Below are 14,766 nucleotides of genomic sequence, written 5' to 3'. Positions count from 1 at the left end.
AAATTCTAAAAGAGAAATTTTAATTAAAAGATATATTTTACTCTTAAAATGGCTTTTCATTCCAGTATTATTGATTTGTATACTTATTTTTAGAAATCATCTATAACATATACCACTTTTTTTGATAATATAGTTTTTTAGTAATCAATGAGTGCAAAATTAGACGGCAAGGGAATTGTAATGTCCCCGCTGGCGCGAGTAAAAAATAACAAAAAGGCTTAGCTAGTGCGAGCTTCACGCTCGTACCGTATAGAGTAAGAAAACAATAGAGGGTAGTAAATAAAAGTTTTTGTTTGGGGTATGTATTAATAGCTATGGGAGTATATTTTAAAAATAAATAAAAAAGAGAATCCTAAGGCAAGGATAATAAGTAGGTAGTTGCTAATTAAATTAGAGGACAATACGTACATATTTTATACTATAAATACTATGTTTTCGTTTAGAATAAACCATTAACCATAGCCATGCATTTAAAAGTTTTAGTTTATACCCTAGGGCTGTTTTTTTTTCACAGTCTTGCATCTGCACAAAATTTTCAAGAAGTTACGAGAATACTAGCACCAGATGGTACCAAAACCAATAGGTTTGGTAATACCGTTGGTATAGATGGGGATTATGCCATAGCAGGAGCCTACAGAAATGATACCGATGTAAATGGTTTAAATTTTTTGCAAAGTGCTGGTGCTGCTTATTTTATGAAAAGAGATGCTACAGGCAACTGGAGTGTTTCTCAAAAAATAGTGGCCTCAGATAGGAGTTTAAATGATAGTTTTGGTACAACCACAGCAATAAGTGGCAGGTATGCATTAATTGGTGCGCCTAATGAAGATGAAGGTGTAAGCGGCACCAACCCCAATACAAACAATGGATCTGTATATGTATTTTGGCGTAACGATGCTGGCGTATGGACAGAAGTTCAAAAACTAGATGTTCCTGCACCCAATGCAGGTTTTGGTTTTCCAATACATTTAGATGGTAACAGAGCAATTATTGGTGCTACACAAAAAACGATAGCGTATACCAATGAATTTAACCAAAGAGATAGTTATAGAGATACAGGAGGGGCTTATGTTTTTGAGCTGAATGGTACAGGGCAATGGGAACGCACAGCCGATATAAATTATTCAGAACCAAAGTCTTTTGATAATTTTGGTAGAGCTATTCATTTTCTCGGAGATTATGCAGTTATAGGTTGCCCTAAGAAAAGTTTTATTGATAATACTGGGTATGAAATAGACAGGGTAGGTGCCGTTTATATTTTTAAAAGACAAGCAGATGGTAGCTGGCTAGAGATAAAAAAAATAATTCCTTCTAATATAGCACCAGAAGTTTTATACGGAGAGTCCGTTACTATAAATGAGGATTATATAATGGTAGGTGCAAAACAAGAAGCTGTAGAAGATCCTATGGGTAATTTTTTACAAGATGCTGGTGTAGTTTATATATATAAGAAAAAAGAAAACCAGGACGATTGGGAAGAATTTCAAGTATTAAATGCAGAAATACCAAAAAACAATGCTTTTTTTGGAGATGATGTACATTTAAAAAATAATACCCTTATAGTTGGCGCACCGCAAGTAACGTTTTATGACGATGCTACTAATTCTTTTCTCTCTGGTGGTGCTTCCTATATTTATAAAATTGGAACTTCGGGTTTTTGGGAAGAAAAGCAAAGAATTAGAGGTTCTACAGTAAGTATTGGAGATGATTTTGGCAATGATGCCGCTTATGATGGCGAAAACTTAATTGTTAGTGCTATGGACCATTCCGATGATGCCAATACAATATCTAGATTGGGAGCGGCATTTATTTTTAAAGAGGATGGTACAACAACTACAGAAGTAGAAGTTTCTATTGCTACAAGTACTGGTGCTGCGGAAGGCAGTACAAATGGGCAGTTTACATTTACACTCTCAGAAGCGGTAACAGAAGATACAGTGCTTAATTATAGTGTTTCAGGCACGGCTACCAATGGAGTAGATTATACTACTATTAGTAATACCATAACCATAGAAAATGGAGAAACAGAGGCCGTCTTACCAATTACTATTTTAGAGGATACTATTTTAGAATGGGGAGGAGAAAGCCTAACCCTAACGTTAGAAAGTGCTACTAATGAAGTAGTGTTGGGAGCAAATGCTATTGCAACCATGCTAATAGCAGATAATGAGAAAGTACAAGCTACCATAGTTGCAACAGAGACAATTGCTAGTGAGGCTGGTCAAGAAGGTGTATTTACTATTAGTTTATCAGAAGCCATCCCAGAAGAAACAATCTTAAATAGTATATTTACTGGAGAGGCTGTAAACGGAGTAGATTATACCACTATTAATCCTACAATTACTATTCCAAGTGGACAAACGGAAGTTATTGTATCCGTATCCGTTATAGACGATGCCATTTTAGAATGGGGAGGAGAAAATGTAGAGTTACGTTTAGATAGCACAACCAATGCCGTAGAAATAGGCACAGCATCTACAGCCACTATTACAATTACGGATAATGAAGTTGTGGAAGCAACTATAGTGGCCTCGCAATCTGCAAGTGAATCTGGCCAAGAAGGTATTTTTACTATTCGTTTGTCCCAAGCTATTCCAGAAGAAACAACCATTAATTATACAGTTCTTGGTAATGCGGAAGAAGGTATAGATTATGTTTCTATACCTAGAACAGCAGTAATTCCGGGGAATACCACTAGTGTTGAGGTTTTTATTAATGCCATTGAAGATAGTGAAATAGAAATAGAAGTAGAGCAGGTAACTATTAATTTAGAAAAATCTACTAATGATGTTGTTATTGGAGCTACAGATTCTGCTTCCGTACAAATTTTAGATAATGATTCTTCTACCGCTTCTATAGTACAAATTTCTGCCCCAGAAAATGTAAGCGAAGCAAATGAGCAAGCTGTGTTCACTATAACTCTAACTAGTCCTGTAGAAGAAGATGTAGTGTTAAATCTATTATTTTCTGGAACAGCAACTATTGGGGAAGATTATATGTCTTCTGTAACAGAAATTACAATACCTAAAAATACAACGCAAATAGAAGTGCCTATTACCATTATAGAGGATACTATAGTAGAAATAGGAGGAGAAGAAGTAATGCTTAAAGTAGAAAGTACTTCGGAATATATAGATATAGATCAAAATACAGCAGCAACGCTACTTATTCAGGATAACGACGAAATAGTAGAGAATCCAGAACCAGAGGTAGAGATCATACAAAGCGTATATCCTAATCCTACAAGCGGAGATTTTGTAATAGATTTTGGGGTTGTAGCAAATAATAACGTAACCATAGAAATTTTTGATACTGCAGGTAGGCGCATTCATGCAGAAATACCAGATAATGGAGTCTCTAAAGTTACTATTTCAAAAACTTTAGCTCATGGGATTTATACCATTCAAATTGCAATAAATGGTATTTATACGGTAAAGCAATTAATTAGAAAATAGATTTTACTAGTATTACTATCTAAAAATTTAAGTTTTAGAAAGAGAAGTTTTGTTATGCCATTTTGTATTAGACTTACAAACAACAAATAGAAGTATTTGTATAAAATTATTACGCTAAATGTCGTATTTTCGATGCTTACAAAAAGATATAAGATTACTTATTTTTGTACATAAAATAGGTAAAATGCAAACATTAACCAACTAGCCTAACCAATGAAAAGACTATTCTTTGTGTCTTTGTTATGTTTATTACATAGCTATATAGTAACATCGCAAGAAATAACCAAAGAAATACCTATAGCAAAAGATGCTATAATAGAAGATTCTGGTAGTACTGTATCTGGTAATTTCTATATTCTAGAAAATAGCAAAGGAAAAGTACCTGTTAAGACAAGATATAGCCTGTGGGATTCCAATTTAAATGTACTAAGAGAATATACAGATACGGAGAAATTTACAGCCTACGATATTGACTTCACTTCTTATTCTGGAAGTAATTTAATTCTAGAAGAAAAAAAAGGATATGCTCTAATTAATGAGAAAAGAACAAAATTTAATGATGAAAACCTTAATGGAGAACTTTTTGACTCATATTATGTAAATGATAGAGGACAGCGGAATGATGTAGTAGATGTTGAATTTTTAACAGATTCTAATTTTATCTCTATAGGAAGAAAGGAAGGAAAAGAGCATTACAAGAAAGGTAAATTTAAAGAAATAGAAATTTATCTTTTAAAGAAAAATTTAAAAACTTTAGCAACAGAGTATACATTATTAGAACAGCCTAAAGATGTAAATTTTAATAGACTAGGACCTAAACTATTGCATTATAATGAACAAGGTTTTATCCTATCCTATCTTAAGGATACAGAAGATTATAAACGCACCTATGTTAATGCAACGTATTCGTATAATGGTAAGATTACGAATCTATGTAGTATCCCTCTAACCTTAGAAGATAAAGGAGATAAATTTGCAATCCTAAATTATGGAAATGGTTCTTTTAATGGATATAGGCCTTTAAATAATGCAACATCGAACCCTTTTGATCATAGAACGATAGTTCCATATCAACTACCAACGGAGGATTCTAAAGGAGCAATAGCTTATGATAAATACGCAGAGAACTTTTACATATACACAGGTATAAATCCTAAAAAAGGACAATCCAAACTTTTAATAGGGAAATATGACCTTAAAGGAAATGAGGTATGGAAAAAAACATACCAACTAGAGGATACGGAGTTTGCATATATAAATAGCTTCAATAGATTTTTAACATTCGATGTTTCTTCCAATTATATTGGTTCTTCTGTTTTTTCAAGAAAAGGAAAGAATTATTGTGATTTTTATTTGTTTAATAAAGAGAACGGAGAGCTTTTTAAAACTAAAAAATTTAAAGGCTATACGTTTTATAACTCAAGCAAAAAATACAACGGTTTGTACGCTCAATTTATAATCAAGGAAGAGAAACTTAAAAATTTAATTATAGATAGAATTTCTCTGTTTTCAGTACTATACAATCCAATTTTTGAAGCGTATGTAACTAAATTAAATGAAGAGGGTTCTTCTTTACTTAATGCCTATAACACAGAGGAAGGGGTTAATGTTTTGCGAAGTTATAAGGAAGAGAAAAAATTGTTTTTCGAAAAATTCATGTTTTAATGATTTTCGATACTAATAGTTTGGTTTAAAAATATTCAGATTAAAAAATTAAAAGGAGTAATGGAATTTAAATACAAGGTTTATTTATTATATAATTATTTCAGAAGAATGCTATCTATACCTCTGGGGTTAGGCTTTTTTATATTCCTTAATTTATTAAGCTGTAAGTCTTCTTTGGAGGTGCCTACCGATAGAAAAATTATAAGCGATAGAGAGTTTAAAGAAGATTTTTTTGTTACAGATAAAACACCAAAACCAAAAGGGAAACGTTTATATCATTGGTATAAATCGCAAGAAATATATGCTTCTCAAAATAATTATGCAGGAGAACTTTTGGATGGGCCTTATATAAAACATTATTACTCTAATCAATTAGCAGAGAAAGGAGATTTTAGTAATGGAATAAAACGTGGGCACTGGACTTCTTGGCATAAAAATGGGATGGTAGCTCAGGTATCGAAATGGAAAAAAGGGAGACTCTCTGGCAAGTATATTACTCGCGATAGCTTGGGGAGTATTAAGAGTAGCGGTGCCTATAAAAATGGATACAAAACGGGAACATGGATATATCCAATACAAGGAGATACCATGTATTTTGTTAAAGGAACAAAGATAATTACAGATACAACTATTACAGATTCATTAAGGGAGAGACCTTTTTTTAAGCGCATTTTTATGTCTAAAAGACAACGTATAGAGCAAGGGGTTGTTAGACCAAAGAAAGAGAATAGAGAGAAGAATGTATTTAAACGAATCTTTAAAAAGAAACCAAAAGAAGAGAATCAAGTAAATAATAAAGGAAAGAAAATTGAGGCAGAGGAGAAGCCTAATTTTTTTCAGCGAATTTTTAAGAAAAAAAACAAGAAAGAGAATGGAGCAAAACAAAAAATTTCTCCGAATAATGTAAAACAAACAAACAAGTCTTTTAAGATTAAAAAGGAAAGAAAAAAGCAAAAGAAAGAGGTAACTAAGAAGAAAAAAATAAATAAAGGAAAGAAGGAACCTAATTTTTTTCAAAGGCTTTTTAAAAAGAAAAATAAAGAACAAACAGAAGCAAAGGAATGATTAAGGCAGGATCGCTTTATTATGCAATAATAATTTGTGTTTTGGTAGGTGTCTGCTGCGCTGCATTTATGCTCACCAGCCACTATTCTAAGATGCATGGAATTATATTGCAAACACAATCCGAACTGCTTAATACAAATACTTCAGGTATTCAATATTTTCTGAACAAGGTAAACCGTTTAGGGACAACACCTGAAAAAGTAGATTTTTTTGAAAATGGAATTATAACAGAAGGCAGTATTACCAATTGGGGTTTTTATAAAGTTCTAAAAGTACGCTCTGTTTTTAAAAGGGATACCATTGTAAGGCATGCGTTATTAGGGAAAAAGTATAGTAACCCACCAGCACTTTACCTTGTGGACAATGATAAGCCAGTGCAAATGGTTGGTAAAGCAAAAATAAAAGGAGACGCATATCTTCCTAAAAAGGGGATTAAAAAAGGATATATTACTTCTCAATCTTTTAGTTCATTTACTTTTTTAGAGGGGAATAAATTACGATCTGGTAATAAATTGCCAATAATCACTGGTGCTTTTTCTTTACCAGATACGGTTGGGGTTACAAAGAGAACTCTTGAAGAAATAAAGAAGGGTGAAATTATAAATCAAAGCTTTACAGATAGGTCTCTGCAAATTACTGTAAGTACACCTACTATTACAAATAAAATTATTTTAGGGAATGTAGTTATAAGCGCCAAAGATTCACTTTTTATCACCAGAAGCAACAAATTAGAAGATGTTGTAATAATGGCTCCGATTGTTGTTTTTGAAAAAGGATTTACAGGAACAGTACAGGTTTTTAGTAATGAAAAAGTGGAATTAGAAGAGGATGTGGTATTAAAATACCCATCAGGTATTTATATGGATGGTACTCATTTAAACAATAGGGAGGTACTCTTTAATGAAGATAGTAAATTTTTAGGCAGTGTTGTGGTTGCAAAATCAAGTAGTAAAGCACCGAGTTTAATTTCGGTAGCAAAAAACGCTCAGATAATCGGCAGTTTGTATTGCGATGGCAATACAGATTTAAAAGGAAGTATAATAGGAAGTGTTTATACAGATAAATTTTATTTAAAGACAGAAGCGTCTACTTATGAGAATTATATAGAGGATGGTCAGATTGACCAAAAGTCTTTGTCGAAAGATTTTTTAGGCTGTTCGTTTTCTAAAGAAAAGGAATTAATAGAAAAGTATGGGGTTGTTAAAATGTTATAAGCTTAAAGCAAGCTCTATTGCCGAATCAATAATTGCAATGGTAATTATTGCGGTTTGCTTGTCTATAGTAATGGTAGTATATGTACGAGTGTTACATACAGATAAAAACTTACAAATGTATATAGCAGAACAAAAGGTTAAAGAACTTTTATGGAAAACTAAGAATACCAATGAATTTGTAAGCGAAGATTATTCATACCCTTCTTTTGTAATTAGTAAGGAAGTAGAAGAATTATCGGTGGATAAAGATTTGTTTAAAATAAAATTCACCGTAAAATCTGGTGGCAAACAAAATAAATATGAATATATAATTGCAAACTAAAAAAACATATAAATTAAAGGCCTTTACAATGCAAGAGTTGTTAGTAGGCTTGGTTATTAGTTCTATAATAATTAGCATGATGTATACTATATATGAACATATAAATAAACAATTACTTGGGCATAATAGAGACCAACAAGGACTAATGATTTATAATCAATTTAGGCAAGTATTATGTAAAGATGTGTTGTTTGCAAGTACCATGGAGGAGAGTAATAATAATACATTTAAGCTGGTGTTTAGAGAAGAAACATACACATATAAAATGTATAAAAATAAGATTATTAGAGATACAGATAATGGTATGAAAGACACTTTTAATTTATCTTTTGTACGGATGAAAATAGAGGAAACGATTACGGAGGAGAATAAAAGGAAAAAGGCTTTGTTTTTAACGACCCGTGTGTTAGGAGAAGAGATTACGCTATTTGAAGAGAAGAATGATACAAATGCAAATTATATAAACAACTTATATCTTAATGGGTATTAATATTTCGTCATATAAGATTAAGGAAAGGGAAGCTGTTCAAAAGAAAGAGCCAAATTCTGGGTTTTTAAAAATAGAGCTTAACAAAGGCTTCTCAGATAAGAATCGTGTTGAGTTTTATAAGGAGTTTGCAACGCTATTAATATCTGGTGTAGATTTTAGGCAGGCTTTAGAAATATTAAAAGAGGGGCAGAAGAAAAAAGTACATCAAGAACTTATAGGAGATATTACAAGGGCAGTTGTTCTTGGAAGGTCATTATATGAGGCACTTAAAGATTCAGGAAAATTTACAGCTTACGAATATTTTAGTGTAAAAATAGGAGAAGAAACAAGAAAGTTAGGGGAAGTGCTAGCAGAATTAAGTCAGTATTTCGATAGAAAAGTTAAAATGAAAAGGCAGATAATTTCAGTACTTACATATCCTGCTTTTGTTTTGGTTCTAACATTTGGTGTTTTGTATTTTATGTTACGTTTTGTAGTTCCAATGTTTGCAACCGTTTTTAGGCAATTTGGCAAAGAGCTGCCAGAGTTAACGAAGAAAGTTATTTTTCTTTCAGAAAATTTTTCAGCGATTACTTATGGCTTTTTAGGCTTTTTTGCAATTTTAATAGGTGCTCATTACGTATTAAGAAATAAAGAAAATTATAAAATAAAACAAGCTTGGGTTTTACTTAAAACTCCTTTTATAGGGAAGCTTATAAAAAAAATATATATCACAAGGTTTTGTCAGTCACTTAGTTTGTTACTCAGTGCAAAGACTCCATTAATAACATCCTTAGATTTGGTGCAGAAAATGATATCATTTTATCCGTTAGAATCTAGCTTAAAACAAGTACAAAAAGATATAAGTAAAGGAGTTCTTTTTTCGGAAGCCTTATCCAAACATACTATTTACGATTTTAAACTTGTGTCTATGGTAAAGGTAGCAGAACAGATAAATAAGTTAGATGAAATGTTTGAAAGATTGGCGCAACAATATGATGAAGAAACACAGCACCAAACGAAAATGATAGGGGTAGTTATGGAGCCGCTTATTATAGTAATTATAGGGTTAATAGTAGGAGTTGTATTGATAGCAATGTATTCCCCAATGTTCGATTTAAGTAAAATTATACAAAAATAAAATAGTTATATGGCATTTATGAAAGCAAAAAAATGGAGTAAGAAAGTGTTCAGTAAGAAGGCAATGCTAAAAGCATATTCCATGTCGGAATTGCTGATTGTTCTTTGTATTATCGGTATTCTAATTTTATTGGTTTTACCCAATCAAACTTCAGTAATTTCACAAGCTAAGGCTATAGAAGCACAAAGTATGTTGAATCATTTGTATGGCTTGGAAAAAAGTCATTTTTATAGATATTCTAAATATACCAATGATTTTGAAGCTTTAGGCTTTGAACAAGCTGCTACCATAAATGAAGGAGGACAAGCAGTGTATAGAATAGAAGTTACAGAAGCGTCTGCTAATTCTTTTAAAGCCAGAGCAATTTCTCTTTCTGATTTTGATGGAGATGGAAATTTTAATACTTGGGAAATAGATCAAAATAAATTACTAATAGAGACCGTAAAGGATTAATGGAAATAGCGCTATATATAATACTAGTCACAACTTTACTATTAGTAGTATATCAAGATCTTAAAATGAGAAGGATACATGTGCTACTTCCTATAATAACTTTGATTTTAAATATATTTTTAAAATGGGAGTATATAGAGTATTGGCAAGTAGGATTAACGATACTCTTTTTAATAACGAACTTTTTGGTAATCACTTTTTATTATTCATTAAAAAAAAGAGCATGGATAAATCCTTTCGACACTTTAATTGGTTGGGGAGATGTCCTTTTTTTAATAGCATTAGCACCGCTTTTTTCATTTAGAAATTACATTGTTTTCTTTATTATGGGTACGGTTTTTTCTTTGATTTTTTATGTTATAATTAAATCCATTTATCCAATCGAGAAAACAATTCCATTTGCTGGTTACCTATCGATATTCATTATTGGTATAATGGGTATAAATTTTTTTGCTAAGAATAACTTTTTATTACTATAATTAATTTGAAAGCACTAACCAACATAGAAATTCCAGTAGAATTACAGCAAATTATAAATGCTGAATTGGCCTATCATTTTAAGATAATCCCTAAAAGTAAAACTAGTGGTTTAATTGAGTTTTATATTGATGAAAATCAATTAATAGAAACAACGAAAGAAGAACTAGAATTATATTTGGGTAAGGAGATAGTATTATTTAAAGTAGATGAAAAACTTTTAAATAAAGCGTTGTATGAATATTATCGAAAAGAGGATAAAAGGACCGAAGGGAATGAAAAAACTACATTTTCTCCAGACAATGGTTTTTTAGAAAATGTAATTTTTGAAGCAAAATCAATAGGAAGTAGTGATATACATTTTGAAGTTTATGAAGAAGAGGCAAGAGTTCGATATAGAATAGATGGTTTACTAATTGAAAAGTATATTATTCCGAAAGAAAATTATTTAGAGTTAATAAATAAGATTAAGATTGATTCTAAACTTGATATTACTGAAAAGAGACTACCACAAGATGGAAGAATTAATTACGAAGATTTTGATATAAGGGTTTCTATATTACCAACATTGCATGGTGAAAAAGTTGTGATGCGTTTATTGGGTAAAGATACCTCGCATCTTAATCTTGACGAGGTTGGTTTGGAAGAAGAGCAACTTGCTATTTATTTAGAAGCTGTTAAAAAATCTAATGGCATTGTTTTAATAAGTGGCCCAACGGGTTCTGGGAAAACAACAACCTTGTATGCTACTTTGAAATCTCTAAATGACAATAAGCGAAATATTGTTACGGTTGAAGATCCAATTGAGTATACATTAAAGGGTGTTAATCAAGTACAATTAAAGGAAGATATTGGGTTAACTTTCACAAGTGCATTGCGATCTTTTTTAAGGCAAGATCCAGATGTTATTATGCTTGGGGAAATACGGGATGCGGAAACGGCTAAAATGGCTATAAGGGCTTCTCTAACGGGACATTTAGTATTATCTACAATACATACAAATTCAGCAATAGGAACCATATCTAGATTAGTAGATATGGGAGTACCTGCTTTTTATATTGCAGAAACTTTAAATGTATCCGTAGCGCAAAGATTACTTAGAAAACTTTGTGATTCTTGTAAAGAACAGGTTTTGTTTGACCCTAAGGAATTTCCAATAGGATATGTGCCTCCAAGGCCAATTGCGTCATATTACCAACCCAAAGGATGTCCAGAATGTTATTTTACTGGCTATAAGGGACGTAGAGCCATTTATGAAGTAATACCTATAAAGAATGAAATTGTATCCACAATTAAGGAGCATTCAAAGAATTTAAAAGAAAAAATTAATTATAAATATCAAAGTCTTGCAGAAAAGGCTTTTGATTTGTTTGAAGAGGGAGAGACCTCATTAGAGGAAATTTATTCCCTTTTAATAAATGCTTAAAATGAAAAAAACTTTAATTTACGTATTCTTTATTAGTTTCATTTTTAATGGAATAGCACAAGATAGTGCTGAAAATATCCTGGATAATTACTCGGATACTAACAATGCTCTAAAAGAAACTATTAATATAGATATATCAGGTCTTACTATTTATGAGTTTCTTAATTCAATAGCCTTAGAGCATAAAATAAACCTAAGTGTAGATTCTGATTTAGAGGACACTATTGAAAGCAGTTTTTTCGATATTCCAGTTAAAGATATATTTCTTTTTTTAGTAAATAAATATGATTTAAAAATTGAAGTAATTAATAATATTATTGTCTTTAAAAAGAAAAAAATACAAAGAGAGGTCGTAGAAGTTATAAAATCAAAAGAAATAGATGCGAGCTATAATGATAAAAACAAATTCCTTTCCGTAAAACTTAGGAATGATTCATTACCTAGAGTAGCACAGAAAATAACCGATATTTCTGGAGTTAATATTGTACTTGGCCCTCATGTTAAAGGAAAAACGGTTTCTGCATATATCTTAAATAGACCATTTGATCAAGTAATGGATATGCTTGCAAAATCAAACCAACTTATTGCTACTATAGATGAAAATGGATTTTATTATTTAGAAAAAGATGTGTCTCCTTTGGATGGAGAGGTTACAAGCAAATCAAAAAGTAAAGGTTTAAGAAAAGTGTCTGATTTAGCCTCAACTGCCGAAATTAAAATTGACCCTAAAGGCTTTGTGAGTATAAGAGCTTATGATGCAGATATAACCGACTTAATAACGGAAGTAGCGGATCAACTTAATATTAATTATTTCATGTATAACAAACCAGACGGATTGAAAACTACTTTAGTTTCCGAGATGATTACTTTTGATGAACTGCTCGATCATATTTTTAAAGGGAAACCTTATACATTTAAAAAAACAGATAATTTTTATTTAATAGGAGAGCAAAATGCTGAAGGCCTTAGGAGTACAGAATTAATAAGATTAGAAAATAGAACTATAGAAACAGTCTTAGAAACGCTACCTAAAGATTTATTAGAAAATGTAGAAGTAAAAGAGTTCTTGGAACTTAATGGTTTTTTGGTTTCTGGTTCTAGACCTAGGATTTTAGAGATAAAGGAATATATAAAAGAGATTGATAAAGTAGTGCCTATGGTTTTGATTGAGGTGCTAATTGTACAGTATAAGAAGTCAAGTGAAATACAAACAGGAATGAAAGCCGGATTGGAAGCAGAATCAAGAACAACACAAGGCGTTCTTTTTCCAACAACAGATGTAAATTTAAATAGTTCTTCAGTAAACTCTTTAATAGAGGCTTTTAATGGATTTGGAATTTTTAACCTAGGAAAAGTAACAGAACAATTTTATCTTAATTTAAGTTTTTTAGAGAATAATTCTGTAATAAGTTTAAAATCTACTCCTAAAATTTCTACATTAAATGGGCATGATGCAAAATTATCCATTGGAGAAACTAGCTATTATTTTGAGCAAAACAATAGGTTGATTAATAGTGGTCTAGGTAATGATATATTACAATCTGGTCAATGGAAATCTACGGATGCAAATTTAAGTGTAAACATTAGACCATTTGTTTCTAAAGACGAACAAATAACGTTGAATATTATGGTAGAGAGGAGTACTTTTTTAGGAAGGCAAGGTGAAAATGCACCTCCTGGAAAGGCAACGCAACAATTTGAGTCCATGGTTAGATGCAAGAATTCTGAGATGATTTTATTGGGAGGTCTTGATGAATTGGAAAATGAAAATTCTGGAACAGGAACTCCTGGAATTTCTAGAATACCTATTCTAAAATGGTTTTTTAGCGGTAGAGCAAAGTCCAAAAGCAAGTCTAAACTTCATGTTTTTATAAAACCAACAGTTGTATATTAATGTGGAATAAGATAAAAAATATAGACTTATTTAAAGAAAGTACCTATTCGGTTGTAGGGGTTGTACTTGGGGATATTCCAGTATACAATATTCTTATTTGCACAAAAGAAAAAGAAGAATTATCTATTTCTGAATCTGTAAGTACTACGGACTTTTCCCAAATTGAAAAAATAGTATCCAAAAGCAAACCTTTGTTACTTAATTTCTCTGGAAAAGGTATTGTAAGTAAAAAAGTGGAATCTAATAGAAATTATATTAAGGAAGTGCTTTTTAATGCTTCTTCGGAAGATTTTTATATATATACCCTTTTCGAAGGGAAAAATAATTTTGTTTCTATAGGAAGAAAAGAAGTCATTGATATACAGTTTAATCTATTCAAAAAAGCGGGATATAAGCCATTAGACTATAGTATAGGCTATTTTGTAAGTAGGTTATCTAAAAATATTTTTAATGAAGAAGATGCTATCATCTTAGATACATCTACTTTGGAGTTTAAAGATGACATTTTAATTAGTTTTAATAGCTATGGAGATCCTGATAAGAATTATTCTTTTGGAGAAGAAATTTTAAATAGTAAAGATGTAGTTTTATTATCCACCATATTGAATTTCCTTTACTCTTCCGATGATATTCAATACGAGAAGGGATTTTTAGATCAAAATTTTAAAGAACAAAAAAATAAAAAGTTGTTCGATTATTTAGCGTTAGGAAGCTTGGTGTTTTTCCTAATAACCTTATTCAGTAGTTATTTGCTTCTTCATTATTTTAATAATGAGTATGTCAAATACGAACAACAACTATATCATTTCAATGATGATTATTTTCATATTAAAAACATGGAAGAAGATTTATTGAACAAACAGTTTATTGCTAAAAATTCGGGGATTATGAGTAGCAATTTCCTTTCATATTATATACACGAAATCGGAAGTTCTACCCCTAGTGAAATTGTTTTGACGAACCTAAAAGTTAATCCTATATCTAAAAAGATAAAGAATAAGGAAGAAATTAAAATTGAAGCGAATACTATATTTATTATGGGAGAAGCCAAAAGAAGTTCTAGCGTTAATAAATGGGTAAAAGAATTAAAAAAAAATAAGTGGATTAATTCAATAGAAATATTGAATCTTAATTCTGATGCGAAAGGAAATGATATTTTTTCACTTAAAATAGTTATGATATAAT

The 14,766-nt window shown here is 31.0% G+C and carries 11 protein-coding genes; all 11 read left to right on the top strand.

Going from position 1 to position 14,766, the window contains the following annotated elements; genetic code table 11:
* Positions 1-464: 464 nt before the first annotated feature.
* Positions 465-3,455 (top strand): Calx-beta domain-containing protein, encoded by a 2,991-nt coding sequence (locus tag Q0820_RS11915; protein ID WP_298487864.1) that lies wholly within the window; start codon positions 465-467, stop codon positions 3,453-3,455.
* Positions 3,456-3,668: 213 nt separating this feature from the next.
* Positions 3,669-5,120, top strand: a complete 1,452-nt coding sequence (locus Q0820_RS11910; RefSeq protein WP_298487863.1) for a hypothetical protein — start codon at positions 3,669-3,671, stop codon at positions 5,118-5,120.
* A gap of 60 nt (positions 5,121-5,180) precedes the next feature.
* Positions 5,181-6,185 carry a hypothetical protein gene (locus tag Q0820_RS11905; RefSeq protein WP_298487862.1) on the top strand — a complete coding sequence of 335 codons (1,005 nt, stop codon included), beginning with the start codon at positions 5,181-5,183 and terminating at the stop codon, positions 6,183-6,185.
* Positions 6,182-7,399 (top strand): hypothetical protein, encoded by a 1,218-nt coding sequence (locus tag Q0820_RS11900; protein WP_298487861.1) that lies wholly within the window; start codon positions 6,182-6,184, stop codon positions 7,397-7,399. Before Q0820_RS11905 ends, Q0820_RS11900 begins: the two co-directional genes overlap by 4 nt.
* Positions 7,377-7,721, top strand: coding sequence for a hypothetical protein (locus Q0820_RS11895; protein ID WP_298487860.1), 345 nt, complete (start codon positions 7,377-7,379; stop codon positions 7,719-7,721). The genes Q0820_RS11900 and Q0820_RS11895 overlap by 23 nt, the downstream gene beginning before the upstream one ends.
* A 76-nt stretch (positions 7,722-7,797) precedes the next feature.
* A complete protein-coding gene (locus Q0820_RS11890; protein WP_298487859.1) occupies positions 7,798-8,211 on the top strand; it encodes a hypothetical protein in 414 nt (137 codons plus the stop codon).
* Positions 8,201-9,331: a type II secretion system F family protein gene (locus tag Q0820_RS11885; protein WP_298487858.1), complete on the top strand. Its 1,131-nt coding sequence runs from the start codon at positions 8,201-8,203 to the stop codon at positions 9,329-9,331. Before Q0820_RS11890 ends, Q0820_RS11885 begins: the two co-directional genes overlap by 11 nt.
* A gap of 9 nt (positions 9,332-9,340) precedes the next feature.
* Entirely contained in the window at positions 9,341-9,784 is a 444-nt protein-coding gene (locus Q0820_RS11880; RefSeq protein ID WP_298487857.1) for a type II secretion system protein, read from the top strand.
* Between the two features lie 484 nt (positions 9,785-10,268).
* A complete protein-coding gene (locus Q0820_RS11875; protein ID WP_298487856.1) occupies positions 10,269-11,687 on the top strand; it encodes a GspE/PulE family protein in 1,419 nt (472 codons plus the stop codon).
* Between the two features lies 1 nt (position 11,688).
* Complete coding sequence (locus Q0820_RS11870; RefSeq protein ID WP_298487855.1) at positions 11,689-13,581, top strand: type II and III secretion system protein; 1,893 nt, start codon at positions 11,689-11,691, stop codon at positions 13,579-13,581.
* Complete coding sequence (locus Q0820_RS11865; protein WP_298487854.1) at positions 13,581-14,765, top strand: hypothetical protein; 1,185 nt, start codon at positions 13,581-13,583, stop codon at positions 14,763-14,765. Before Q0820_RS11870 ends, Q0820_RS11865 begins: the two co-directional genes overlap by 1 nt.
* Position 14,766: the final 1 nt, after the last annotated feature.

Source organism: uncultured Maribacter sp. (genome assembly GCF_947495965.1).
In the GTDB taxonomy this organism is placed as follows: Bacteria; Bacteroidota; Bacteroidia; order Flavobacteriales; family Flavobacteriaceae; genus Maribacter_B.
Note: the sequence above shows the minus strand (reverse complement) of the source record. Positions and strands in the feature narration are given on the sequence as shown.

Excerpts from the sequence above, each read along its gene's own strand:
- Q0820_RS11915 (WP_298487864.1), top strand. The coding sequence starts at position 465 with ATGCATTTAAAAGTTTTAGTTTATACCCTAGGGCTGTTTTTTTTTCAC.
- Q0820_RS11910 (WP_298487863.1), top strand. The coding sequence starts at position 3,669 with ATGAAAAGACTATTCTTTGTGTCTTTGTTATGTTTATTACATAGCTAT.
- Q0820_RS11905 (WP_298487862.1), top strand. The coding sequence starts at position 5,181 with ATGGAATTTAAATACAAGGTTTATTTATTATATAATTATTTCAGAAGA.
- Q0820_RS11900 (WP_298487861.1), top strand. The coding sequence starts at position 6,182 with ATGATTAAGGCAGGATCGCTTTATTATGCAATAATAATTTGTGTTTTG.
- Q0820_RS11895 (WP_298487860.1), top strand. The coding sequence starts at position 7,377 with ATGGGGTTGTTAAAATGTTATAAGCTTAAAGCAAGCTCTATTGCCGAA.
- Q0820_RS11890 (WP_298487859.1), top strand. The coding sequence starts at position 7,798 with ATGATGTATACTATATATGAACATATAAATAAACAATTACTTGGGCAT.
- Q0820_RS11885 (WP_298487858.1), top strand. The coding sequence starts at position 8,201 with ATGGGTATTAATATTTCGTCATATAAGATTAAGGAAAGGGAAGCTGTT.
- Q0820_RS11880 (WP_298487857.1), top strand. The coding sequence starts at position 9,341 with ATGGCATTTATGAAAGCAAAAAAATGGAGTAAGAAAGTGTTCAGTAAG.
- Q0820_RS11870 (WP_298487855.1), top strand. The coding sequence starts at position 11,689 with ATGAAAAAAACTTTAATTTACGTATTCTTTATTAGTTTCATTTTTAAT.
- Q0820_RS11865 (WP_298487854.1), top strand. The coding sequence starts at position 13,581 with ATGTGGAATAAGATAAAAAATATAGACTTATTTAAAGAAAGTACCTAT.